Here is a 26,234-nt window from a genome sequence, read left to right on the forward strand (position 1 = left end):
AGAGATAAATAGATAAAGACCAATAAGCTTAGCACGATGCTAAGCTTATTATCATTGAACATAAACTGTAGAGCTTAACAAAGCTCAATAACCGTCTTATTCAATATACATAATAGATTCGATTTCAACTACGCCGCCTTTAGGTAGGGCTGCAACTTGTACGGCTGCGCGGGCAGGGTATGGCTCGCTTAAATTCGCAACGAATACTTCGTTTAACGCGGCAAAGTCATTTAAGTCGGTTAAAGAGACGTTGAATTTAACCACATCATTTAAACTGCCGCCAGCTGCTTCACAAATGGCTTTGATATTCTCAAATACTTGCTTGGCTTGTGCTTCAAAACCTTCTTTTAGCTCCATGGTCTCAGGGTCAAAACCCAATTGACCTGAAATATATACAGTATTGCCTACTTTTACTGCTTGTGAATACGTGCCAACGGCGGCAGGTGCTTTATCGGTTTGAATGGTTTGACGAGTCATATTATATCCTTATGATATTTTTTGATGTTTATTTGGTTGAAAAGTGAGCCAAAAATGTCAGGCTGCGTTAAACGCTTAAAATTAAATATAAAGGTTAATGCCTAACGCTTAAAAGGCATAGGTAAAAGGTATGGATTTTAACATTTATTTTAACTGATTTTATAATTGGTATAGCCGGATAATGTTAGGGAAGCCAAGTAATGAGCGTAATTCGCGAATACCTTGCGCTAAATGATTGCGACTACGTACAACGATATGAATAATGGTATCGCTGCTACGCACGTCGACCTTTTCGACTCCGATATTTAACTGGCGCAGATGATAAATTACTTCACTGATTTGCTCGTCACTAAGAGCAATTGAGAGCTTAAGGTAAGCGGGGAAACGGATTTTGCTACCGTGTTCGTCTGAGTCGCTTTGCTTAATTGCTTTATCGTTACGCCAGCGCAACTGAATAACTTGATAAGGATTGTCTTTACGGATATCGTCCAATGAAAAGCATTTATGTCGATGGACAACCAAACCATGACGCGATAAATGGCCAACGATAGGGTCGCCATAAATCGGGTGACAGCAATTGGCAAAATCAAGCTCGACGCCTGAGGCATTGACAATCAGTTGCTGCGGCTGGGTCATATCATCGATATGTTCTTGCGATTGAATATCACTGACCTCATCGCTAAACAAACGGGTGACCACCAGTTGCGGCAGTAACGTACCGGAGCTTATTTGCTCAAATAGCGCATCTTTTTCTGTCAAACCGCGCCATTCGGTGAGGTTTTTCCAGTCACTTTCGCTTAAATCATCGAGGCTTTTCTGATAGGTTTTTAAGGCGCGGTCTAAAGCTTGCATACCGTGATGCTGCTTATCTGCAGGAGATAAATCTTTAAACCAGCGCAAAATCTCTACCCGGGCTTTATTGGTGACCACAAAGCCAAGCCATTCCGCCTTTGGCTCAGAGTGACTGTTTACTTCAATCTCGACCAACTGACCGTTTTTCAGTACCGTGCCAAGTTTTGCATGTTTGTTATCGACATTGGCACCGACGGCAACATTACCAACCATAGGTCCTACCGCGTAAGCAAAGTCGAGCGCCGTTGCGCCCTGCGGTAGCTCATAAGCGCGCCCCTGCGGACTGTAGCAGATGATTTTACTCGAGTGCAGATAATCCATCAGCTCATTAATGGTGGAGACCGCCGCTGAAAAGTCAGGGCTGTCCTCATCTAAGCTGTCTTCATCGTCGACCAAGTCTTTCATATTGCGTAATGACGCTTGAATAACCGATTGACTGACATCGGAGGCGTGTTCTGCGCCAATAACGCCAAGCCTTGCCGCGTTCTGCATTTGCTTGGTTAAAATTGTCACTTTGACAAAATCATTGTCGCGCTCATAGATAAGAGTCAGCGACTGATTACCACCCGGTAGCGGGCGGCGAATATTGTCAGCGATATGGCTGTCATCAATCTGATATTTTTTAATCAGATAATAAGCCAATTTGTCGCAGGCTTCGATATTATCAAGGACAATCTCAAACGCATAATGGCGCAACAGTGCATTGATTTCACCGCGATTGCGGAAAAACTGGCGAAAGATAACGACGCGATTGTCTAAGACTTTAACCATGCCATTCAGACCAAGATTGTTTAGAACAATACTTAAATAGCGATGAATGGCCTCTCTTTGAAAATTACGCCCAAGCCCGTGTTGTAGCAGTTTATCAGACAGCTTGTTATACATATCGGAGTCAAGGTTACGATAGCAAAGTACCTCGATATAATCGGCAATGTCATTGAGACCCATTAAGCGTGCAAAGGGCACATAAAAATCTAGGGTTTCTTGCGCAGTGGTGCGCTGTTTTTCTGGGCGTACCGCATCCAGCGTCGACATATTATGTAGGCGATCAGCGAGTTTGATAATCAATACCCGTGGATCGGCGAGGGTGGCAGTTAGGATTTTATGAAAGGTTGCCGCTTTATTTTCTTGTTTATTATGGGTCGATGATTTTAATTTTGTCACTCCATCGACCAGTCTTGCCACTATTTTGCCATAACGCTGCTGAATCTGCTCAGCACTGATCTCGGTATCTTCGACCGTGTCATGGAGGATGGCTGCAATAATCGTATCGCGATCCAAGCGAAAGCCTGCCAATATTTCGGCAACGGCAATCGGATGGGTGATATAAGGCTCCCCTGATTTACGCTTGTCTTTGATATGCGCAATATCACCGAACTCACAGGCATCAATAATATCACTACGTTCAGCCGCAGTGAGATAACCTACTGAGCGCAGCAGATTATATTGAGCGTCATCGACTAAAGGATGACTGAGTTTGGGTAAGGTTTGACTCATAAAGCGGCGATCCTATTTTCCAATACCTATTTGTCAGTTCAAGATGGTTTCTTGGTTCTCGACTGTTCAGGTAAATGGTGACTGAATGAATGCTGACCTACGCTATCAAAGCTTAAAGACATCAAAGCTTAAAGACGCAGAGCTAAAAAAGGGGCAGACCACCCTCTAATTAATCGTAAATCGCATTCAATGTCAACTGCTAAGCGAGTAGGCTATGCAAAAATTAAGAAATTCCCACTCAATGGTAGGATTTTCGCTATAAACGGTGGTTAAAATTGCTAACTGTTTAATATATAGTCGATTTAATTTAAAAACTTACAACATACTGCTGGGATAAATTTTTCGCAGCCTCTGGAGTGCAAAGCGCACAGCAAGCGAGGGGAATTTATCCCAGCAGAATACTATTTCGTCTTGAATTGACTACAATAACTTAGCACTATAAGTGGCGTCATCAATAGTCTTACAACCAAAAAACCACAGCCTATGCTGTGGTTCTTATCAATCAGGAATGTCATCACTTGATAAAGTGGTTATACAAAACAAGTACTAAAAGCCATGTTTTGAAAGCTGGCTAATAAAGCCTTATTAGAAGCTATGATCGCCTGATAATGCTAAATCTAATGAGCTTGTAGCAAAGTTATGATCTGGCTGATTTAAAATGTCACGGGTGATTTTGCCCGCAGCAATTTCACGCAAGGCCAATACAGTAGGCTTGTCGTTATCAACGTCAACCAACGGTTCAGCAATACCTTTGGCCAACTGACGGGCGCGCTTGCTTGCGACCAATACCAGCTCAAAGCGATTATCAACATTATCCAAACAATCTTCAATCGTCACTCGTGCCATAAATAGCTACCTCGGTTGTTTTTATTAGTCACGGAGCTTGTCCGTCACTCAATAAAAATAATATCAAAAATACAAAAGGGGGATAGCTAGGCATTATAGCATTTTTTGTTTAAGCGCGTGGTTGCTTTTTATATCGGCTGCTACTTATATCTACGACGCCGCGTGCAATGCCCAGATAAGAGGACGAATAATGAATAATGCGACTTTAGCATTCCTCTTTCTCTTTCTCTTTCTCTTTCCCTTTTCTTTTGGCTACTCTTCTACTTTAGTACTCAGTAAGTTGGTAATGGTGCGATGGTAACGCTGCTGTTGGCGTTTAAGCGTCTGTCTATCAGCAACGATAACGGCTTTGAGCTCAGTCAATGCCACTTCAAAATTATCATTAATAATCACAAAATCAAAATGTACATATTGTGCCATCTCAGTGACTGCGCCTGCCAAACGCTGCTCGATGACCTCTATCGTATCTTGCGCGCGCGTCGATAGACGTTGACGTAAAGTCGCAATACTTGGCGGCAAGATAAAAATCATCGTCGCGTCTGTGAAGATTTTTTTCACTTGTAGCGCCCCTTGCCAATCAATCTCTAAGATGACATCGACGCCGGCTTCTAACTGCGTGCGTACGCTTTGCTCTGAGGTACCATAATAATTGCCAAACACTTCGGCATGTTCTAAAAACTTGCCCTCACCGATGGCGGTCACGAATTTATCAACATCGGTAAAATGGTAATGATGACCATCAAGCTCACCGGGACGCGGGGCGCGCGTGGTGTGCGACACGCTGACAGTCAAGTCATTGGTAGTAGCCAATAACTGCTTTACCAGTGAAGTCTTGCCTGTACCCGAAGCGGCGGTAATAATAAATAATGAACCTGTCATACGGTATTTCCTAATGAAGTGTTTCCTAATGGAGTTTGCTCTGATGCAATCTGCTCTAATAAAGCATGTCTTAGCAAAATCTAGGCTAGTAAAAATCTGTACTGCTAAAAGACCCAAAACTGTCTTAGTAAATGGCTAAAAACTGGTAAAAATAAAAAACGCCATCAGGTATGGCGCTAGAAACTTATATTGAATGGTAATCGATGCCTTATTATAAACTGCTTTTAGGGCTTTTATTTTATTTAGCGCAAGCTTTTCATTACTTATCTGTTGTTCTGAAGTGATTTCTAAATGAAAAGGCGCTTTAGCCAATGTATTGTTAATTTAAAACATGGCTATTTTCAAAGGCAATAAAAGCAAATTATGCTAAAGTAGAGCATTGATTTTATCTCCGTTTTTAATGTGAAGCTGTTTGATATTTAGCTTTAACTATAAATTATCTAATGATAGGCCCTCTTATGCAAATTTATCTTGCCAATCCACGTGGATTTTGTGCTGGTGTAGATCGCGCGATTGCGATAGTGAACGAAGCATTGACACGTTTTGAGCCACCCATCTATGTGCGTCATGAAGTCGTCCATAATAAATTTGTGGTGTCTGATTTGGCCAATCGCGGTGCGGTGTTTATTGAAGAGCTGCATGAAGTACCCGATGGCTCAATCGTTATTTTCTCAGCTCATGGCGTCTCAAAGGCGGTGGAAGATGAAGCACAGCGCCGTGACTTAACGGTATTTGATGCGACTTGTCCGCTCGTTACCAAGGTACATATTGAAGTGGCGAAATTTGCTCAAGACGGTATGGATGCGGTATTGATCGGTCATGCAGGACATCCTGAAGTAGAAGGCACCATGGGGCGCTTTAATCGTCGCCACGGTGGACAGATTCATTTAGTCGAAAATGAAACCGATGTCGAAGCACTAACTGTACAAAATGCTGAGCACTTAGCTTTTGTGACCCAAACAACCTTATCGATGGATGATACCGCGCGCGTTATCGATGCATTGCGTGAAAAATTCCCGAGTATCCAAGGCCCGCGTAAAGACGATATCTGCTATGCCACCCAAAACCGTCAAGATGCGGTCAAAGATTTAGCCGGTCGCTGTGAAGTGGTCTTAGTGGTTGGTTCGCCAAACTCGTCCAACTCTAACCGTTTGCGTGAATTGGCCGAGCGTATGGATTGCCGTGCTTATCTGATTGATAACGCCACCGAAATGGATAGACGTTGGTTTGATGGGATACAAAGCGTCGGTGTGACCGCTGGGGCGTCAGCGCCTGAGGTATTGATTCAAGAAGTACTCCAGCAGCTGCAAGATTGGGGCGGCGATTTACCAAGTGAGCTGTCAGGTATCGAGGAAAACGTTACTTTTAGTTTGCCAAAAGCCTTACGTATTCCGGTCACGCAAGTAGGTAAATAACATGAAAAAGCAGAAGTTTGTCTTGGCAGAGGCGTCGCTTGATGAGATTAATAAGCAATTGAGAATCAATGTTTTTACCATTGTCATGCTGATATTGGTGCTTTTTATGAATATCGCGCAGTTTATGAGAGATTACAGCCTACTATATGGTGCGCTTATTGCCATTATGGCTTTTTTTCTATTTGTAATGGCCAAAAGTCGCACGCTGCTAACGATGAGAAAACAAGAGCTTACCAAATAAGTTATACAGGCAAGCTAAGTTTAACCATATTTATAACAACATTGACTTCTCACAGCGGTCAAAAGTACTGAATAAACGAGAAAGATTGAATTAAAGGTTAAGGATGTTCATGTCAGCTTATTATCATTTTATCAAACGCGAACAGCAAGAAGGCGGCGTCAGCGTCGCTCATTATCAGCCCACCAAGCATGCACAAGGCGCTTGGAATGAGCATGAGCAGCATATGGCACCAGCGACAGGATTGCTGACAGCGGAGCTCCAAGGCTATGCACCGCAAGCCAACACCCGTATTGCCCGTATTAGCCTAGATATTTTAGGCTTGATTCCGCTTGATGATTTTACGATTACCACCCGTTGTATCCGTCCGGGTAAGACCATTGAGCTGATTGAAGCGGTCATGAGCAGTCGCGGCCGTGATGCGATTATTGCGCGTGCATGGCGTCTTATGACCCAAGATACCAGTGAGATTGCAGGACTTGAGGATCAAAAAGCTCGGTATCAACCTGAAGAATTGCCGGTTTGGGAAGATATGAAAGGTTGGCCGGGTGGTTTTATCGAAAGCGTGCGCTTAGTGGCTGATCCAGACCGACGTCCTGGTCGTGGCATGGTATGGATAACCAACGATGTCGAGATGGTGGAGGGCGTGCCTACTGATGATTTGGTGCATCTACTAGGTATGGTCGATACCGCTAATGGCGTGGTGCCACGCCTCGGTCTTGGGTTATCGCAGTTAGAGTGGATGTTTCCCAATACGGATTTACAAATCCATATGCATCGCATCCCAACAGGTAAATGGCTTGGTATCGAAGCCATGCAACAATACGGCAATGATGGCATCGGGCTGACTAGCGCCGTGTTGCATGATATACATGGTCCATTTGGTCGTAGCGAGCAAATCTTGACCATTCGTCCGATGCCGCGCTAAAGGCTCGCCGCTATTTCATTAAGCACTATTTGATTATGTGCGATTCAATTTATTATCATTGAACATAATCAATTCGCTTTGAAGGTGCGATATTGAGCTAGTAGCCGTGCTGCTATTATTAAAAGTGTCTTTAGGCAATGAAGCTGTTTGGATAAAAAACACTCTAAGTGGTTCTGAAAAATAAAACAAAAGCATGTGGTTAATTAATTATACAAATCAATGCCAATCGGTTGTAATGGTGGCTAATAAGTCGACAAACACGACAACGTCACTACACTGACAGGTTATTATGAAAAAGAATCATTATTTTTCGAACAAACTGACCGCTATTCTAGATTTATTGTTAGAAGCTTATTCAGAATAGATTTTGTGTTTTCATCCATTTTTTTTCAAAGGAGTATGACTATGAGCAACGATATGAGCGATAAAAAATGTCCCTACGCACCAACCCAATTAACGATGAGCAATGGTGCCCCTGTTGTTGATAATGAGAACAGTAAAACCGCTGGCAAACGTGGACCGCTTTTGGCAGAAGATTTATGGTTGAATGAAAAGCTGGCCGATTTAAACCGTGAAGTTATTCCAGAGCGTCGTATGCATGCTAAGGGTTCTGGCGCGTTTGGTACATTTACCGTAACCAACGATATCACCAAATATACTCGTGCTGATATTTTTAGCGACGTTGGCAAGCAGAGTGAGATGTTTGCGCGTTTTAGTACAGTCGCAGGCGAGCGCGGCGCGGCTGACGCTGAGCGTGATATTCGTGGTTTTGCTTTGAAGTTTTATACCGATGAAGGTATTTGGGATTTGGTCGGTAACAACACGCCAGTATTCTTTGTCCGTGACCCACGCAAGTTTCCAGATTTGAACAAAGCGGTTAAGCGCGATCCACGTACCAATATGCGTTCAGCGACCAACAACTGGGATTTTTGGACGTTATTGCCAGAATCGCTACACCAGGTTACCATTACCATGAGCGATCGTGGTCTGCCAGCATCGTATAGACACATGCATGGCTTTGGCTCGCATACCTATAGCTTTATCAATAACGACAATGAGCGCTTTTGGGTCAAATTCCACTTCGTTACCCAACAGGGTATCAAAAACCTAACCGATGCCGAAGCCGAAGCGCTCGTCGGTATGGATCGTGAAAGCCATCAAAAAGACTTGTTTGAAGCTATTGAGAATGGCGATTTCCCGAAATGGAAAATGTACGTACAAATCATGCCAGAAGAAGAAGCCGATACCGTTCCGTACCATCCGTTTGATTTGAGCAAAGTCTGGCCAAAAGGCGACTATCCACTGATTGAAGTCGGCGAGTTCGAACTCAATAGAAATTCGGACAATTATTTCTTAGACGTAGAACAAGCAGCATTTGCGCCGAACAATCTAGTACCTGGTATCAGTGCCTCACCAGATCGTATGCTCCAAGCCCGCTTGTTTAGCTATGCAGATGCCCAGCGTTATCGTGTCGGGGTCAATCATAAGCAGATTCCAGTGAACAAACCACGTTGTCCGGTCACCAGCAATCACCGCGATGGTGAAGGTAGAATAGGCGACAACTACGGCGGTCGACCACATTACACGCCAAACAGCTTTAGCCAATGGCAAGATCAACCTCAGTATGCTGAGCCGCCACTCAAGATTGATGGCTATGCGGATCACTATGATTTCCGTGAAGACTCAAATGATTACTTCAGTCAGCCACGTGCTTTATTCAATCTGATGAACGATGAGCAAAAGCAGGCACTGTTTGATAATACCGCAAGAGCGATGGGTGATGCGTTAGATTTTATTAAGTATCGTCATATCCGCAACTGTAACTGGTGTGACCCTGCGTATGGTGAAGGTGTTGCCAAGGCATTAGGATTGACTGTGGAAGATGCGATAGTAGCGCGCGAGTCTGATCCCGCACGCGATTTGCCTAGCTGTCTATAGACTGCAAATTATAACAATTGATTTAAAAGTACCGCTCTAGGAAACTAGGGCGGTTTTTTTATGACTAATAACTATTTTTGGCTTGTTCGAGCTTGAAATTTTCGCCCGTGCCCCTATCTGATTAAGCAGCCTAACAGTATTTACAGCCCAGTCTTATTAAGCAGATTGGCGACACTGTTGGTATTTGAAAATTTGCGATTTATGTGTGCTGGCAACAGCATTTTTGGTAACAATAATAGGAGTTTTTATGAGTGAACAGACCCAAGCGGACAATAGAAACGCTAATGACCTTGATGTTAATAAAGACACCCCTGAATTAAAAAAACATACCTTTGAAGCAGAAGTGGCGCAGCTGCTGCATTTAGTAACCCATTCGCTCTATTCTAACGCCGATATTTTTGTGCGTGAGTTGGTCTCAAACGCCTCTGATGCTTGCGATAAGTTGCGCTTTGAGGCGACCAATGATGACAGTCTTTATGAGGACGATGGCGAGTTAAAAATCCGTATCGATATTGATGAAGATGCTAAAACCATTACCTTTACCGATAATGGTATTGGTATGAACGAAGCCGATGCGATTGAGAACTTAGGCACGATTGCTAAATCTGGTACCAAAGCATTTTTAGACAAACTCTCTGAATCACAAAAACAAGACGGTCAATTAATCGGCCAGTTTGGCGTTGGTTTCTATTCAGGCTTTATCGTTGCAGATACAATCAGCGTTGAATCACGCAAAGCGGGCGAGACTGCGGATAAAGGCGTGCGCTGGGTATCAGATGGCACCGGTAGCTTTACCGTTGAGCCTATCACTAAAGCCACGCGCGGCACCGCCATTACTTTGCATCTAAAAGAAGAGTATGCGGCAGGCGAAGACAATTATTTAGACCGCGGCAAAATCAAGCGTTTGGTCAATAAATACTCAGACCATATCAGCTTGCCGATTCAGATGCGTAAAGAAGTTTGGCAAGAAGATGAGGTTGAGGAAGGAAGTGACACGCCTGCCAATGGACAAATGGTACTGACTGACGAATGGGAAACCATTAATAAAGCCAGCGCGCTTTGGACACGTTCAGCATCTGAAATTGAAGATGATGAGTATGTTGATTTTTATAAAAACATCACTTATGACATGGATGCGCCGCTGACATGGACGCACAACCGTGTTGAAGGACGCGTGCAATATACCCAGCTGCTTTATATCCCTAAAAAAGCGCCGGTAGATTTATATACGCGTGAGCAGCAGCACGGTCTAAAGCTCTACGTTAAACGCGTCTTTATCATGGATGAAGCTGAACAGTTATTGCCGATGTATCTGCGTTTTGTTAAAGGGGTCATCGATTCAGCAGACTTGCCACTTAACGTCAGCCGTGAAATCTTACAAGAATCGCGTGATGTAAAATCTATCCGTGATGGTAACGCGCGTCGTATTTTGACCTTGCTAGCAAGCCTTGCTAATAGCGAAGATGCCGATAAGCAAGAGAAATTCGCTCAGTTCTATAGCGAATTTGGCGATGTTATCAAAGAAGGTCTTGGCGAAGACATGGGCAATCAAGAGCGTATTGCCAAATTGCTGCGTTATGCCACTAGCACCAACGATAAGGTTGAGACCAGCTTTGAAGACTATAAAGCGCGCATGAAAGACGGTCAAAAAGCCATCTATTATCTAACGGCTGATAATTTGGCTGCTGCTAAAAATAGTCCTCAATTAGAGCTATTTAAGAAAAAAGGCATCGAAGTTATTTTGATGACCAGCCGTGTCGATGAATGGGCGATGAACTTCTTAACCTCATTTGATGAGACACCGCTACAAAATATCGCTAAGGGTGCGGTTGATTTGGGCGACTTGCAAGACGAAGCGGAAAAAGCTGAAGCGGAAAAAGCTGTGGAAGCCATGAAGCCTGTTGTTGATAAGTTAAAAGCGGCTCTAGGCGAGCGCGCCAAAGACGTTAAAGTGTCTACGCGTTTGGTCGATAGCCCAGCTTGTTTGGTGGTAGGTGAAGGCGAGCTGTCGCCACAAATGATTCAAATGTTAAAGCAAATGGGTCAAGATGTACCAGAAAGCAAACCAACGCTTGAGGTCAACCCTGATCACCCGCTGATTAAAAAGCTAGAGAGTAGCGAGCAGTCTGACGGCGATTTTGACAAGCTTGCGCAAGTGATTTTTGACCAAGCATTATTGGCGGATGGCGGTCAGTTAGATGATCCTGCTGCCTATCTAAAACGCGTCAATGAGCTATTGATGAGATAATGTTTAAGGTTTGATAGAAGGTTTTGGTAAAAAAGGAGGTCTTAATGCTAAGGCCTCCTTTTTTAATAGGTTTTTAGAGGAATCTTCAAGCGATTTTTACAAATCAGCCTTATGCTCTTGACCGACAATCCGTTACAATTGTGACAGATTAGCGCGCTAAACGATTTCGTTGCGCTTTTCGCGTCCTATACCCATTTTATCGTAAATCAGATATAAAATTGCTGCCAATAAGCTCTCTAAAAAACGTAGGTTAATTATATTAAACAGCCTATTAAACGTTGTGCGCAGCAAAATACATTATCATGGATTTGCGTTATTTCTCTCGACTGGCTAGAGGTCTAAGTCTTTGTCACTTGCGTCGTTAAAAACTGTCTCGCTTCAGCGCTTTTCGCTCAATTTCGCTGCCAATATTATTGCAACCTTATGGATGCTAGTAGGGTCAACGCGGGCGTTTTCTTGGGTAAAACCTACCTTTATCCAGTTTGCGGTCTTCGCCTTATTAGCACTGGGTAGTAATGTGCTTTTTTCGTGGTTGGCGGCAGAGAATGGTAGCGTCTTTAATGAGCAAGGGTTGGTCAGCTATTTAATTTGGCCGATGATTATTCTGTTGGGCGGCATTATTTTGGCACGCCGCGCCGGTAATCAAGCGCTGGTTTTTGTGCCTGTGGTGCTGTGGTTAGTCGCCGATACCTTATCTGCGCTACTGCAAAGCCTTGTGCAGTTTTTTGGCAGCTATGGCTGGCTACCAAGTTGGAGCTATTCACTTTTACCGATATTATTTTTAGTGCTGTTTTTATGGCAAACATTGGCGTTGTTATGGATTTTCTCTCGGCGCTTGCGGGTCCCTTGGTGGGAGCGCATTATTGTCATCATCGGGGCAGTGGCATTATTGACCATTTGGCAGCGCAATGTCGCTGACCAGCCGATATTTAAGCAAATCCCTGTTGAACCGGTACTAGAAGAGGCGGCCTTATACGAGCAGCCAAGATTGCTGCAGCAAGCCCTAGACCGCATTGACCCCAGTATACCGGGTAAAAGCGACTGGTATTTTATGGGCGTGGCAGGATTTTCAGATCAAAACGTCTTTCGCTCCGAGATTAATAAAGTCCGTGAGCTGTTCGATGTGCGCTTTGGTACCAGCGGGCATTCACTGGCATTAATAAATAATAATTACACGTGGTTGGATGAACCTATTGCGACTAAGACCAGTATCTTGCGCGGTTTAAAAACCATCGGTCAGCAGATGAATGCTGATGAAGATGTGTTATTTATGACCCTATCATCGCATGGCGATCAAGATTTTATTCATCTATCAAATCCGCCGCTAGCGATGGACAATTTGGACGCCACTTGGCTGCGTGAGGCATTAGATGCTTCCGGTATTCGCTGGCGTGTCATCGTGGTGTCCGCGTGCTATTCAGGCTCATTTATTGATGAATTGGCCTCTCCAACGACGGTGGTAATTACCGCCTCCGCTGCTGATAAGATGTCGTTTGGCTGTACCAATACCGCTGAGATGACCTATTTTGGCCAAGCATTCTTTGCCGAAAGTTTGCGTGAAAACACCAGCTTTTCTGATGCCTTTAAAGACGCCGCTTACCGCGTAAAAGAGCGTGAGCTTTATATGGGTTTTGAGCCATCAGAGCCGCAAATGGTCATTGGTAGCTTAATGGAAACCGCCTTGCCAGCATTTGAGCAAGCCTTGTTTGATAAAACACGGCCGTCGCTTGCTAGTATGGCCAATAGTACCAACGCTGATACTGCTGCAAATGTGCCGGTAAATATTGCTCCTGCTGCTATTGATTAAATATTCATTACTAAACACTAATTTCTCACTATTAACTATTAATCACGAATGACCGATTAACTCTCAACGCTTATTTTATCTTAGATACAAAGGATATTACTCATGAATAATGCTTATAACCATAGTTTTTCAGCCAGTAGCCAGTTGACCCAAAAAAGTGTCAATCGCTGTTTCGATGGAGAGCAGCATTACTACAGCCACGAGTCGACGTCGACCAAAACGCCGATGACGTTTAGTATTTATCTGCCAGATGAAGCGCTTGCCGGTCGCCGCTGTCCCGCGCTTTTATATCTCTCAGGCTTGACCTGTAATGCCGATAACGTCACTCATAAGGCGCATTTCCAACAAAAATGTAGTGAGCTTGGCATGATTTTTATTGCGCCTGATACGTCTCCTAGAAGCAGTGAAGGTCACGATGTACCAAACGATGAGCGTTATTTTGTCGGGCAGGGCGCAAGCTACTATGTTGATGCGACGCAAGCCCCGTGGTCAGAACATTTTAATATGCAAAGCTATATCGTTGATGAATTATACGATTTGCTGCGCTCTGAGTTTCCGATTGATAGTATTGGTATCACTGGGCACTCGATGGGCGGTCATGGCGCGTTATTGTTGGGCTTTAAGTTCCCAAGTAAGTTTGTCAGTGTCTCCGCCTTATCGCCTGTTTGCGCAGCCAGTGAATCAGCATGGGGGCAGGCCGCTTATACAGAATACTTTGGTGATGATAAATCATTATGGGCGCAAGCAGATGCTGCACAGCTGATTATGGAAGTTGGGCAGCAATACACCAATATTTTGGTCGATCAAGGGGGTGCTGATAACTTCTTAGCAGAAGGGCAACTGCAAACCTCTAAGCTCCAAGAAGCTTGTAATAAAGCGCAGCAGCCGTTGACATTGCGCTATCTTGCTAGTCACGACCACAGTTATTACTTTATTCAGACAGTGATTGATGACCATATTGAACATCACTGGCGTATGGCGCAGATGGGTTAAGCCGGTTAAATGATGACCGCCTATTAACTAAACGGATAGCCCGTTATATAACTTGACAGACAGTTACGCTGATTATTTAACCAAGCGCAGTTATTGGTATAAAATAGAGCTTGGTTGGATAATCAATGTGCTTAAAGGTAAGGTTTTATGATAAACAGTCTGACAGCGTCGGCAAATATGGGTGCTAATAATACAACGCAAAAAGCCGAATCATTGCTTACGGTTATGCAAGCTGATATGGCTGCTGCTATCAAAAATAAGCAGCAAGTCAAAAATAAGCAGCAAGTCAAAAATAAGCAGCAAGATAGTATTGCGCAAAAAAGCAATCTAAAGCCAGCTGCTAGTAACGACAAATCTTCTTCTGCAACTGCCGATAATGAGCTTGATGCCGTGCAACTATCACGGGTGATAGAGATGGCGTGGGAAGACAGGACGCCGTTTGAAGCGATAGAACATAGCTATGCTCTCGATGAGACAGCGGTCATCAAGTTGATGCGTCAAGAGCTAAAGCCGTCATCTTTTCGCTTATGGCGTCAGCGTGTCACCAACCGTGCAACTAAGCATCAAGCCAAGCGTCCGTTTGATGTCGGTCGCGCTTATTGCAAAACCCAATATAAGCTGCGCTAGTTATTTAGCTTTATTGATTTAATAGTCAGTCATTTAAAGCACGGGCTTTAAAACCAGTTATTTAAATGCGAACAATATGCATTAAGAACCTTTTTATTAAACTTTTAAACAAACCTCAATTAGGTAGCTCAATTATGATTAGCCCCTCTAAACCGTATCTAATCGCTCCTTCTATTTTATCTGCTGACTTTGCCAGACTGGGTCAAGAAGTAGAGCGTGTATTAGAATCAGGTGCGGATGTCATCCATTTTGACGTAATGGACAACCATTATGTACCCAATCTAACGTTTGGTAGCATGATATGTAAGGCGCTACGTGACTATGGTATTGAGGCGCCCATCGATGTCCACCTGATGGTGTCGCCAGTCGATAGTATGATTGAGCAGTTTTTAGAGGCGGGTGCGAGTGTTATCACCTTTCATCCAGAAGCCAGCGCCCATATTGACCGCTCTTTGCAGCTCATCAAAGATGGTGGGGCTGAATGTGGCTTGGTGTTAAATCCAGCGACGCCGCTACATTATTTAGATTATGTCATGGATAAAGTTGATCAAATCTTACTCATGAGTGTGAATCCTGGTTATGGTGGTCAGTCATTTATCGAAGGCACTTTAGATAAAGTCCGCCAAGTTCGTCAACGTATCATTACCAGTGGTCGCGACATCAGATTAGAAGTAGATGGCGGCATCAAAGCCAGTAATATCCGTGCGATTGCCGAAGCAGGCGCGGATATGTTTGTCGCCGGTTCCGCTATCTTTAACCAAGAAGATTATAAAGCGGCTATCGATGCCATGCGCGCAGAGTTGGCCTTGGCAAATGGCTACTAATCACCCTTTGTAGCCATCAGAATGAATGATAACTATAAAGTGATAATCATAGAACCATGACCAATAACAAGTCATACAAAGGTGAAATATGGATAAGCAAAAGCCCGTTAACGCCCCAGTACCGCCTCAATCTGTCAAAGAGCCTGAGTCAAAGCAAGCTAGCTTGTCATCACCTAGCTTAGTGCCCAAAGGTATTACCATTGGCATGGCGGCGTTCGCCTTGATATTAAGTCTTGCCGGTTACGGCTTTCGCTTGCTGATTGGTGAGGATGTTGGAGAGGTGTTACGCCATGCGGCGGTGATAGTACCTGCCTTTATGATTGGTATTCCGCTGTTTTTCTGGGTAGGTTCGCGCATTTTAAATAAGGTTAAAGGTTTACATATAGCGAGCTGGAATGCCATTAGTTTGGGCTATTTAACCTCTTGTATATCGATCCTTTGGCTAATGGGTACTTATAGCTAATATAAGTGCCTCATAATACTGATATTTTTATGATTTAAAACTTTGCCTTTATTATATTTATCGATTTCTACTCATTAATAAGTCGCGCTTTATGACGTGACTGGACACTTGCTAGTATGACCACCTCTTCTAAGAAAATCACTGATATCATTTTCCCAAAAGACCTTCCAAACGGTTTATTTATTGCGCTAATTATAGCCTGTTTGCTATTAGGTTTATCCTACCTGCGTCACGGTACAGGGCTACAAGGCTGGCTACACGTCTTTGAAAATTGGCTGCTCATGCTGCTGATAATACCGACCGCTACCGCCACCGTTGCTTTACCATTTAAATACCGTGACCCTACGCTTGAGCTTAAGCTGACCTATTATCTTGGTATGTTCGTCGCCTTCTTATTTACCTTGGCAAAATTGCGCTATTGGCGTTAAGCATCAGTTTTTGGCGCATGAGCACCGATAAAGGCACGGATAAAAGGCGTTTATGCAAAAGACTTGGACGTCAGCCCTTGAATTGTAGGCGTAAAGCGTCCATTGTATGAGTAAGATAGTTTTGCCCGCATGACTGTAAGACGAGCGCTTTAATGAATAACATGACCGCATTTTTACAGGTGTAAAACGGGATAATAAGGAAAAAATGAATGCCATACGATATTGATAATGACATAGAAGTAGATAGTGATAATAGCGATCAGTTTGCAGGATTCGCCAAAGAAACCACGCTTGAGCTGGTAGAAGCAGATGATGGTCGCTTACTATTACGTGACGCTGAACAAGATGAAGCGCCACTCATGACCATTGATTTTTCTGAAAAGCTCAAAGAAATACTTGGCAGTGATACGCAAGCGATTGGTCAGCATATGATTCATGCTGCGATTCAAGTAATTATGCAAAAGCAGATGAGCCAGTGGCATGCCCATGTCTATGATAAAGAGCCAACGCACTATAGTTAATGAATCACTGGTTAAAACGAATAAATGGTCAAAAAATTGGCAATAAAAAAGGGTTTATCATTTGATAAACCCTTTTTTTGTTCAAATAATTTATTTATAGAAGGTATTTCTAAAAAATACATTTTATAAAAAATAACAATTATTTGATTTTAGCTTCTTTAAAGATCACATGCTGGCGTACTTTTGGATCAAACTTTTTGATTTCCATTTTGCCAGGCATAGTGCGCTTGTTTTTGGTAGTGGTATAGTAATACCCAGTACCAGCGGTTGATACTAACTTAATTTTATCTCTCATGATAGCTTTCCTGTAAATGAGGGGTCTTCAAACGATGGGTACGGGTCTAAATGATTAAGTCGCTAACGATGTCGGCTTTATCAGCCAATCAATCGCTAGCGTCAGAGCAGTCCAAATAGCGACAATCATCGCTAAGATAGACTGCCAGTTTTTACTTAAACTTTTTGACCTTGTGCGCGTAGATCCGCTAACACTTTGTCGATACCAAGTTTGTCGATAGTGCGCATACCTTTGGTAGACACACGTAGACGTACAAAACGATTTTCAGACTCTACCCAAAAACGATGGTTATGAAGGTTTGGTAGAAAGCGACGACGGGTTTTGTTGTTTGCGTGCGAAACATTATTACCCACCATAGGGCGCTTTCCAGTCACTTGGCAAACTCTAGACATGGCGAACTCCTAATCTATGAGGTATGAGGGATTCTCATACCAGTCTGGGCAAGTTGCACGTTTTTGCGGCATGGACACAGCAAGCGGCAGCTTTGCACCAAACAAAACTATTATGAAGGTTGAGCTGATATTACTGTCATCTAAAGGCAAATAACAGGCAAACCAATTCAGAAAATTTTAAAGCCGACATTTATACCATAAAAGTTAAGAATACTCAAATATTTTTATAATAATCGCCGCTTTAAACGATAGCTATTATACCCTGAATTGCGCGCGCTATGTGATTGATTATTTAATAGTAAAGATTCATTTTTTAGTTGTAAGTTATGACAAAAGTCAGTAAAGTTGCGGTTATATATTTAATACAATCTGTTAATACAATCTGTTAATACAATCTGTTAATACAATCTGTTAATACAACTGTTATTATTGTAAGTTCATGTATCATTACTCATCAAATATGAAGCCATGTAATGATTATGTATATTTACTCAAACACATTGCGTTCGCCGCGAAGTTCAAAAATGTCATATAGCTCACTACCTCTTACCTCTAAGTTATTCCAACTTACCTTTTTGACTTGTGCATTAGCCTTGGCGGGTTGTGGTGGTGGGGATACGGTAGATTCTATCGCTCCAGAACCTGATACTGGTAATAACGGAGGTTCTGATAACTCTACTACTCAAGCATCAGGTATATATATCATCTGAAAAATCACAACTGTTAACAGGTAAAGACAAAACTACTATCAACATTAGAGTAACAGATAAAAACGGAGGCATTGTTAGTAACGTACCTGTCAGTATCAATGTTTCTAATGCTGCTATGTATGGTTTGGCATTAGATGCTCCTTCTAATCAAATTACTGATGAAAAAGGTCTTATAACAGTAGATTTATTGCAAGGGACTAAAGGAATTGACTCTCAGTTAGATCATGAAAGTCTATTGACGGTTACTGCTAATAGTTTAGAAGGTGTTATTAAGCAAACCCTGCCGATTATAGTATCAGGTACAAGTGCAAATAACGTCCTATCTTCTAAAAACACAGTAAATGCTGGAGAAAACTTTAGCCTATCTGGACAAATTGTAGATGGTGTAGGAAATCCGGTAGCTAATGCAGATGTTGTTTTATATAGTAATGATAAGCAGGCAGGTATTGGAAGATTAGATAATAATGGTAATTTTCTGTTTGATTTGAATTCTTCTACTTTAGAGGCATTAAATAATAACTTTCTATTTAGTATTGAAGTTAAAGGGATAGAGATTAATCAACGCATTCCAGATATATTGACAGTGGTTTCTACTGATAGTGCGAGTATTAGTTTTTCAAAGACTCCTGATATTATAGTTGGAGCGAAGCAAAAAATAACCTTGAATACTCCAAAGGCTAAGAATGGAGATGTTGTTTATATATCAACTAATAAAGGTGAGATTTTAAGTAATACGAGTGAAACTCAGGGTAGCTCACGTCGTGCCTTAAATGTTATGAATGGTAAGGTGGATTTTTATATCGATTCTAATGTACCTGGTAAAGCTATTTTGAGAGCAGAATATGGCAATGAATCTAGAGAAACTATATTAAGCTTTGTTTCGATTAACCCAACAAAGCTGTTATTACAAACTGAACGTGCTGTTATAAGTGTAGGTGGCTCTACACCAGTAATTGCTCGTGTATTAGATAAAGATGATGCACCCGTAAAGAATGCAATCGTGCAATTTACTACGATTAGAGATTCATCAGGTGGCAGTTTAGGTCAAGGTGTTGCTTATACTGATGATAGTGGAGTAGCTACAGTGATTTACAATGCGGGTTCAAACCCGACTAGTACAAACGGTGTAGATATAAAAGCTCAAGTACAGTCTGTTAAATTGCCCAACAACCAAGAAAAGTCAGTTAATCCAATTCAAGCTACATCAGCAATAACAGTTCAAACAAAATCAACTTATATAAGTTTTGCTTTTGCAGATAAAGTATCTAGTGATGAGAGTAAGATTTACTATTTCCGCAGAGGATCAGCCAGCGTTCTCAATAGTTCTGGCAAACCGGCTATAAATCAGCAGGTTTCTATTAATTTAACTCCAGATAGCTATCTAAAAGGATTCTTTAAAATTAATATGGTTGAGGGTACTCCTACCGAATCTTTCAACTCAGTGGTTTGTGAAAATGAAGATAAGAATAATAATGGTATTTTAGATCTAGGTGAAGATTTCAACAATAATAAACAATTAGATCCTATAAATGTAGCAGCTGTACTTACTGAAAACGGCCAAGAAGTAGGATCTGGAAAAAACTTCAATTTTATTACAGACGACAATGGAAGAGTAGATTTTTCAATACGATATCCAAAACAGTATGCAAACTGGTATAGAGCTAAAGTCACTGTCAATACTCGAGTAGATGGAAGCGAATCGCAGCAATCAAGAGTAATCGACTTTCCAGCTTTAGTTGATGACATTGATATTAGTATACCGATACGACCAAATACTAATAGTCCATTCGGTACTAATCTAAACTGTTCTAGCGCTAAATAATATAAAGAATTATACAAAAACCCCCAACCCTCGCGTTGGGGGTTTTTGTATTCATAATCTCAATAATTAAATACAAGCAACTCAATCAGCAAAGTTTTGCAAAAGCGATTAGAATAGTCGGTTTCCTATGCTGCTATGCATATTCAAAGTAAGCAGCACGTTTCATTTTTAATTGGGCGCATTATGTCAGACAATACCACGACTGCTACAGCAAGCATAAAGTCGAGCAAAAATTCTCAAAACTCACCGGTTGCGGCTGCTATTGATACTGCGACGCTATTGATTAAATGCCGCGATCAAGCGGGCATCGTACAAGCCGTATCTGAGTTTATTCATCGTTATGGCGGCAATATTATCACTCTCGATCAGTATTCAACTGCGCATGAGGGCGGGCAATATTTTATGCGTTTGGAGTTTGCTTTAGCAGGCTTGAGCGAAATTATGGATAACTTTGAAGCCAGCTTCGGTCATACGGTGGCTAAGCGCCATAATATGGCGTGGCGCTTGCATAACAATGCGATTAAAACCAAGGTTGGCATTTTAGTATCAAAGTTCGACCATGCCTTGTTAGATTTACTGTGGCGGCATCAGCGCGGCTTGCTCGATTGCGAGATTACGTCTGTCGTTAGTAACCATGAAGATTTGCGCCAAGCGGTAGAAAACTTTGGCATAACCTTTCATTATGTGCCAGTCACTAAGGATAACAAAGCCGAGGCTGAAGAGCGGATTCATACCTTGATGGCAGGCAATGATTTGTTGGTATTAGCGCGTTATATGCAGATTTTATCATCTGATTTTGTTAAACGTTGGCCGATGCAAGTTATCAATATTCATCACTCGTTTCTGCCCGCCTTTGTCGGTGCGGATCCTTATCGTCAGGCTTATGAGAAAGGCGTCAAGCTTATCGGAGCGACCGCGCACTATGTTACAGCCGAGCTTGATCAAGGGCCTATCATTGAGCAAGACGTGCATCGTGTCACTCACCGTCAAGGGGTGACAGAGTTACGTGCGATTGGCCGTGATATCGAGCGCAATGTCTTAGCGCGCGCGGTGAATTGGCATGTGCAAAACCGCGTGATTGTGGCGGGTAATAAGACCGTGGTTTTTAATTAGCTTTATGTTAAAACGGTTTTAAACCGAAATAAGAGCGCAAAAAAAGGCCGCCAGTATTAGTATTTAATACTGGCGGCCTTTTTTTCATTAGAATGCTGCTGCAAAATTGAATTTATAACAGCATCTCTAACACAAACTTGCTACCGACAAAGCCAATTGCTAATAGAATAAACGCATAAATGGTCATATTAGCAGCGCGTTTGCCACGCCATCCTGCACGCCAGTTACCCAATAATAATGCGCCAAATAGCAGCCACGATAGGACGCTAAATACCGTTTTATGGGCAAGGTGCTGTGCCAACAAGTCTTCTACATAAACAAAGCCAATTCCTAGCGCGATACTGAGCAAGACAAAGCCGACCAATAGCATGTCGAACAATAGACTTTCCATGCTCTGCAAAGACGGCAGTTTATTCACCCAAAAGCGATGAATCGATTGGTGTTTCAGCTCGCGTATTTGCAAGCGTAAAAATAGCGCTTGCAGCGCCGCCATCAGCAGCACACAATAGGCGGCAAGCGATAGTAGGATATGCGCTTCAAGCCCGACACTGATATCCGTGATGGGACGATAAGGCGCGCGGCCGATATAACCGACAATCATCCCGACCAATGCCGTCGGTGCTGCTAAAATACCAAGACTAACGATAGGGCGGTATAAGCTAAAAATAACATAGAAAAATAAGAAAAATAAACTGATCAGGCTAATGATGTTAAATAGATTGAAATTTAGCCCGTATAGCGTGACCACATGCGGATAAAGTAATGCTGCATGTGCCAGCATACCGACAACCAATAAACCTAAGCTCACGCCTTTGTGGATAGGTTTGTCCTGAATCAGCGCCCAACCAATGTAGATGCTGACCAAAATATAAACCATGCCAGCCAGTAAAAATGCAAGTTGCAAGATAAAAAACCTCATCTCATGATGAGCGCAAAATCGCCGCTCAATTGAATGCTAAAATGGTATTATCAGAATGATTAGAATAATCATCCAATTTATCATAAAATGGCAAGCAATTGAGCGCCATCTTACGGATTGATTATAAGCACTTGTAGGACAGTAGCGCTAAAATTTAGCATTTATTAGCTATAAAATTAAATAGTCAGCTTTATTTAACCCTACATTTGAAAACTGTCATTTGCAAAACGACTATAAGCTTTGCAGCGCCTTAATGCTATAGTATTGATACTGTGCTGCTTTTTATAATGATTTTTATAAAAACGCCACCTCATATGCTATAGCACATCTGAATAAGAGTTATCAGCAAGCAACGCTGAACCAAGTTTAACGACGTATTGTTGTCATAGTAGCTTTTGCCAAGAATTGCTTTTACCAAGAATTGCTTTTACCAAGAATTGCTTTTATCAAGAATTGTTTTCACTAAGAATTGTTTTCACTAAGAATTATTTTAATTGAGAGTCATTTATGTTTGATACCTTAACAGAACGCTTATCGTCGAGCCTGCGTAATATCGTCGGCACTGGGCAGTTGACCGAAGATAATATTAAAGACACCTTGCGCGAAGTGCGTATGGCGCTGTTAGAAGCCGACGTCGCGCTACCGGTCACCCGTGATTTTGTGAAGCGGGTAAAAGAGCAAGCGCTTGGTGCGGAAGTGCTGAAAGAATTGGCGCCAGGACAAGCATTCGTTAAAATCGTCCACGATGAGCTGACCGAAATGATGGGCAGCGCCAATCAGCAGCTTGAGATGACTGGTAAACCGCCGGTTGTTTATTTATTAGCGGGTTTGCAAGGTGCGGGTAAAACCACCACGGCTGGTAAATTGGCGAAATTCTTACAAGAGCGTCATAAGAAAAAGGTGATGCTAGTTTCTGCTGACGTTTACCGCCCAGCGGCGATTGCCCAGCTTGAGCAAGTGGCAGGGCAGGTAAATGCCAAGTTCGTCAATTCAACTAGCGACGAAAACCCAATTGATATCGCGCTACGTGCTATCGAAGAAGCTAAAATTCAGTATCAAGATATTTTGATTATTGATACCGCCGGTCGTCTGGCTATCGACGAAGCCATGATGGAGGAAATCAAAGCGTTAACTGCGGCGGTCAATCCATCTGAGACGCTATTTGTCGTTGATGCGATGACCGGTCAAGATGCGGCCAATACCGCCAAAGCCTTTAACGATGCGCTGCCATTAACGGGCGTTATTTTAACCAAGACTGACGGTGATGCTCGCGGCGGCGCGGCATTGTCTGTACGTGCGATTACCGGTAAACCTATTAAGTTTTTAGGTCGCGGTGAAAAACTAGACGCGCTAGAGCTGTTCCATCCTGAACGTATCGCTCAGCGTATCCTTGGTATGGGTGACGTCTTAAGTTTAGTTGAAGAAGTCGAGCAAAAGATCGACCGTGATAAAGCCGAAAAAATGGCGAAAAAGATGCAAAAGGGCGGCGAGTTCGACCTTGAGGATCTATTGACTCAGTTTCAGCAAATGAAAAGCATGGGCGGCATGGCAGGCTTTTTAGATAAAATGCCAGGTATGGGCGGCTCTGATATGCAAAAAGCCGTCGAAGAAGCCAAGCCCGAAGAAAAAGTACGTGAGATGGAAGCCTTGATTAATTCAATGACCCCATTTGAACGTAAAAACCCAGATAAAATTAACCCAAGCCGTAAGCGCCGTATTGCAGCAGGTTCTGGTCGTGAGATTCAAGACGTCAATCGCTTGCTCAAGCAGCATAAGCAAATGGCAAAAATGATGAAGATGATTTCTAAGCCAGAAGGCATCAGTAAAATGATGAAATCGATGCAAGGATTGATGGGCGGTGGCGGTGGCGCTGGAGCAGGCGGCGGTGGTCCATTATTCGGCGGTGGCGGTCAGCAAGGTGGTGTTAAAGACGTGAGCCCACAGCAAATGGCAAAGCAGATGGGACTTGATCCAAATAACATGCCAAGCACTGAAGAGATGCAAAAACAGATGCAAGAGCTGCAAAATCAAGGCCCAAAAAAATTTAAAACACGCTTTTAAATAATGGCTGACTGTATTAGCAGTCACTATTAGCAAGTGCTTTTAACAAAAACCTCAAATCTATATAGGTTTTGAGGTTTTTTTAGGTCTCTCTTATTTAGACAACTTCTCATTAATAAAGTAGAAAAAAGGTAGAAATTAATAAAATTCGCCTATCCTAAATGCTATGATAGGCGCTGTTTCATGATGCCAAGCGAATAAGCCGAGGTGATGATGTTTTTAGCAATGGATACCGTATTTGATCAGTGTTCGATCGCAATTTTAGATGCCAATGGGCAAGTGCTGTCGAGCCATACTGAAACGGGTAAACGCCAGCAGACCCAGCAAATCTTGCCGATGATTGATGCGGCATTGTCCGAGGCTAATCTGCGTCTTGCTGATATAAAAGCATTGATATTCAACCGCGGCCCCGGTGCATTTAGTGGTATACGAATCAATACGGCAGTGGTGCAAGCGCTATCTGTCGCACATGACATTCCTTGTGTGGGTGTCTCAAGCCTACAAGCCATTGCCCAATGTGCGTATAAAAAGTATGGTTTAGCCCAAGTTTATAGCGCGCTTGATGCGCGTATGCAGCAGGTATATTTTGGCCAATACTCAATTTTAGGCGATGTAGCAGACAATTCTATCATGCAGCCAGTGTTGGCTCATGATAGCGATAGCACCGAGCAGCTGCTGGATTATGATAGCCAAACAGAGCTAGATATTCCTATCGTCGGCAATGGCGCGCTGCTATTAAAAGCATATGATGGACAAGTATGCCATGAAGATGTCTGGCCAGACGCGGTGGTAATTGGGCAATTGGGCATTACCCAATTCATGAATGTTGGTGGTACCGATGCCGCCAATGCGTTACCAAGATACCTGCGCAACCAAGCATGGAAAACACTGAAAGAGCAAGGTAAGGCGTAGTTTTTGCTTTATACCATAAAATATCGTTAATCACTAAATACCTAGCATCACAAAAATACAAACGATTATAAATGCAACGATCATATAGGACAGCCGATAGCGCTGTCTTTTTAGGGAAGCAACTGTGGATATACTGTTATTAATCCAAGCGGTCATCATGGGTATCGTTGAAGGTATCACTGAATTTTTACCCATCTCTAGTACGGGGTATTTGATTTTATCCGCGGATTTGATGGGCTTTTGGACCAAAGAAAAGGTTGATTTGTTTGTGGTGGTAGTCCAGCTTGGCGCTATCTTAGCAGTCATTTATGATTACTGGGGCAGACTATGGCAAGCGCTCTTGGGGCTGCTGACCGGTAAAGCGGACGGCATGAGTAATCCAAGACAGTTGGGTTTAAGCTTAATTGTCGCGACCATTCCGGTGATGATTGTTGGTTTTACCTTTGCTGATGAGATTAAGACGTATTTGTTTAACCCTATCGTCGTGGCAATTATGCTAATTGTTGGCGGCTTGTTGATATTTTATGTAGAAAATCGCCCTAAAACGATTATCGCGCAAGAAGCAGAAGACGTCAGCCTAAAAACGGCATTGATGATTGGTTTGATGCAGTGTCTGGCCTTAATACCAGGAACATCACGCTCAGGTGCCACTATTATTGGCGCACTGTGGCTTGGCGTATCGCGTAAGGCTTCAGCGGAGTTTTCCTTCTTTTTAGGTATTCCAGTCATTGTCGGTGCGGCATTATTAGATTTGCTGAAACATGGTGATGTATTGACCAGTAGTGAAGATTGGTTAGTGTTAGGTATTGGCACCGTGGTGTCGTTTATCGTGGCCTTACTTTGTATTCGTCTATTGGTTGCTTGGGTTAGCCGTCGCGACTTTAAAATATTTGCATGGCTACGCATTGTGACGGGCGTCATCGTATTGGTCGCCGCTTGGGGCTTTGGCTACCAGATGGCAGGCTAAGATTTATAGTGGAATAGTTTTTGATGCTAATACCCGTACTTTTAACTACTAGAAAGGAATGG

Annotated in this window: 24 protein-coding genes; 17 read left to right on the forward strand and 7 right to left on the reverse strand. The window is 42.8% G+C overall.

What is annotated here, in order from left to right; genetic code table 11:
* Positions 1-96: 96 nt before the first annotated feature.
* The 4 genes from QJS82_RS01480 to gmk form a co-directional block, all read right to left on the reverse strand.
* Positions 97-477 carry a RidA family protein gene (locus tag QJS82_RS01480; RefSeq protein ID WP_201563303.1) on the reverse strand — a complete coding sequence of 127 codons (381 nt, stop codon included), beginning with the start codon at positions 475-477 and terminating at the stop codon, positions 97-99.
* A gap of 159 nt (positions 478-636) precedes the next feature.
* Complete coding sequence (locus QJS82_RS01485; RefSeq protein WP_201563301.1) at positions 637-2,826, reverse strand: RelA/SpoT family protein; 2,190 nt, start codon at positions 2,824-2,826, stop codon at positions 637-639.
* A 585-nt stretch (positions 2,827-3,411) separates the two neighbouring features.
* Positions 3,412-3,672, reverse strand: coding sequence for a DNA-directed RNA polymerase subunit omega (rpoZ, locus tag QJS82_RS01490; RefSeq protein ID WP_201563299.1), 261 nt, complete (start codon positions 3,670-3,672; stop codon positions 3,412-3,414).
* A 252-nt stretch (positions 3,673-3,924) separates the two neighbouring features.
* Positions 3,925-4,551, reverse strand: a complete 627-nt coding sequence (gmk, locus tag QJS82_RS01495) for a guanylate kinase (RefSeq protein ID WP_281490987.1) — start codon at positions 4,549-4,551, stop codon at positions 3,925-3,927.
* Positions 4,552-5,009: 458 nt separating this feature from the next.
* Between gmk and ispH the strand changes: the two genes are divergently transcribed.
* The 12 genes from ispH to QJS82_RS01555 all read left to right on the forward strand — a co-directional run bounded on the left by ispH (position 5,010) and on the right by QJS82_RS01555 (position 16,981).
* The gene (gene ispH / locus QJS82_RS01500) at positions 5,010-5,966 is read left to right on the forward strand and encodes a 4-hydroxy-3-methylbut-2-enyl diphosphate reductase (protein WP_281490988.1); all 957 of its coding nucleotides are present in this window, start codon (positions 5,010-5,012) and stop codon (positions 5,964-5,966) included.
* Between the two features lies 1 nt (position 5,967).
* Positions 5,968-6,207, forward strand: coding sequence for a hypothetical protein (locus QJS82_RS01505; RefSeq protein WP_281490989.1), 240 nt, complete (start codon positions 5,968-5,970; stop codon positions 6,205-6,207).
* A gap of 109 nt (positions 6,208-6,316) precedes the next feature.
* On the forward strand, positions 6,317-7,132 hold the full coding sequence (locus QJS82_RS01510) for a thioesterase family protein (protein ID WP_281490990.1): 816 nt from the start codon (positions 6,317-6,319) through the stop codon (positions 7,130-7,132).
* A 405-nt stretch (positions 7,133-7,537) separates the two neighbouring features.
* The gene (locus QJS82_RS01515; RefSeq protein ID WP_281490991.1) at positions 7,538-9,070 is read left to right on the forward strand and encodes a catalase; all 1,533 of its coding nucleotides are present in this window, start codon (positions 7,538-7,540) and stop codon (positions 9,068-9,070) included.
* 247 nt (positions 9,071-9,317) lie between these two features.
* Positions 9,318-11,318 carry a molecular chaperone HtpG gene (gene htpG, locus QJS82_RS01520; RefSeq protein ID WP_281490992.1) on the forward strand — a complete coding sequence of 667 codons (2,001 nt, stop codon included), beginning with the start codon at positions 9,318-9,320 and terminating at the stop codon, positions 11,316-11,318.
* Positions 11,319-11,664: 346 nt separating this feature from the next.
* A complete protein-coding gene (locus QJS82_RS01525) occupies positions 11,665-13,125 on the forward strand; it encodes a C13 family peptidase (RefSeq protein WP_281490993.1) in 1,461 nt (486 codons plus the stop codon).
* A gap of 102 nt (positions 13,126-13,227) precedes the next feature.
* Positions 13,228-14,118, forward strand: coding sequence for an S-formylglutathione hydrolase (gene fghA / locus QJS82_RS01530; RefSeq protein WP_281490994.1), 891 nt, complete (start codon positions 13,228-13,230; stop codon positions 14,116-14,118).
* A gap of 390 nt (positions 14,119-14,508) precedes the next feature.
* The gene (locus QJS82_RS13720) at positions 14,509-14,745 is read left to right on the forward strand and encodes a TIGR03643 family protein (protein ID WP_348651560.1); all 237 of its coding nucleotides are present in this window, start codon (positions 14,509-14,511) and stop codon (positions 14,743-14,745) included.
* Positions 14,746-14,879: 134 nt separating this feature from the next.
* On the forward strand, positions 14,880-15,569 hold the full coding sequence (rpe, locus tag QJS82_RS01540) for a ribulose-phosphate 3-epimerase (protein WP_281490996.1): 690 nt from the start codon (positions 14,880-14,882) through the stop codon (positions 15,567-15,569).
* A gap of 88 nt (positions 15,570-15,657) precedes the next feature.
* On the forward strand, positions 15,658-16,032 hold the full coding sequence (locus QJS82_RS01545; protein ID WP_281490997.1) for an alkaline phosphatase family protein: 375 nt from the start codon (positions 15,658-15,660) through the stop codon (positions 16,030-16,032).
* Positions 16,033-16,148: 116 nt separating this feature from the next.
* Positions 16,149-16,460 carry a hypothetical protein gene (locus tag QJS82_RS01550; RefSeq protein ID WP_281490998.1) on the forward strand — a complete coding sequence of 104 codons (312 nt, stop codon included), beginning with the start codon at positions 16,149-16,151 and terminating at the stop codon, positions 16,458-16,460.
* Between the two features lie 209 nt (positions 16,461-16,669).
* Entirely contained in the window at positions 16,670-16,981 is a 312-nt protein-coding gene (locus QJS82_RS01555; RefSeq protein ID WP_201563278.1) for a hypothetical protein, read from the forward strand.
* A gap of 139 nt (positions 16,982-17,120) precedes the next feature.
* On the opposite strand, the gene rpmG is transcribed toward QJS82_RS01555, so the two are convergent.
* The gene (gene rpmG, locus QJS82_RS01560) at positions 17,121-17,276 is read right to left on the reverse strand and encodes a 50S ribosomal protein L33 (RefSeq protein ID WP_010201403.1); all 156 of its coding nucleotides are present in this window, start codon (positions 17,274-17,276) and stop codon (positions 17,121-17,123) included.
* A 155-nt stretch (positions 17,277-17,431) separates the two neighbouring features.
* A complete protein-coding gene (rpmB, locus tag QJS82_RS01565; RefSeq protein WP_149488796.1) occupies positions 17,432-17,668 on the reverse strand; it encodes a 50S ribosomal protein L28 in 237 nt (78 codons plus the stop codon).
* A gap of 825 nt (positions 17,669-18,493) precedes the next feature.
* On the opposite strand from rpmB, the gene QJS82_RS01570 reads away from it, so the two are divergent.
* Both QJS82_RS01570 and purU read left to right on the forward strand, forming a co-directional pair.
* Positions 18,494-20,200, forward strand: coding sequence for a hypothetical protein (locus QJS82_RS01570; protein ID WP_281490999.1), 1,707 nt, complete (start codon positions 18,494-18,496; stop codon positions 20,198-20,200).
* A gap of 180 nt (positions 20,201-20,380) precedes the next feature.
* Complete coding sequence (gene purU, locus QJS82_RS01575; protein ID WP_281491650.1) at positions 20,381-21,313, forward strand: formyltetrahydrofolate deformylase; 933 nt, start codon at positions 20,381-20,383, stop codon at positions 21,311-21,313.
* Positions 21,314-21,425: 112 nt separating this feature from the next.
* Here purU and QJS82_RS01580 read toward each other — a convergent pair whose 3' ends face one another.
* Positions 21,426-22,232: a cytochrome C assembly family protein gene (locus QJS82_RS01580; protein WP_281491000.1), complete on the reverse strand. Its 807-nt coding sequence runs from the start codon at positions 22,230-22,232 to the stop codon at positions 21,426-21,428.
* Positions 22,233-22,739: 507 nt separating this feature from the next.
* Here QJS82_RS01580 and ffh point away from each other — a divergent pair.
* The 3 genes from ffh (at position 22,740) to QJS82_RS01595 (ending at position 26,172) form a co-directional block, all read left to right on the forward strand.
* Positions 22,740-24,293, forward strand: coding sequence for a signal recognition particle protein (gene ffh, locus QJS82_RS01585; protein ID WP_281491001.1), 1,554 nt, complete (start codon positions 22,740-22,742; stop codon positions 24,291-24,293).
* 213 nt (positions 24,294-24,506) lie between these two features.
* The gene (gene tsaB, locus QJS82_RS01590; protein WP_281491651.1) at positions 24,507-25,205 is read left to right on the forward strand and encodes a tRNA (adenosine(37)-N6)-threonylcarbamoyltransferase complex dimerization subunit type 1 TsaB; all 699 of its coding nucleotides are present in this window, start codon (positions 24,507-24,509) and stop codon (positions 25,203-25,205) included.
* A 124-nt stretch (positions 25,206-25,329) separates the two neighbouring features.
* Complete coding sequence (locus QJS82_RS01595; protein WP_201619134.1) at positions 25,330-26,172, forward strand: undecaprenyl-diphosphate phosphatase; 843 nt, start codon at positions 25,330-25,332, stop codon at positions 26,170-26,172.
* The last annotated feature ends 62 nt before the right edge of the window (positions 26,173-26,234 follow it).

Source organism: Psychrobacter maritimus (assembly GCF_029953575.1).
In the GTDB taxonomy this organism is placed as follows: Bacteria; Pseudomonadota; Gammaproteobacteria; order Pseudomonadales; family Moraxellaceae; genus Psychrobacter; species Psychrobacter maritimus.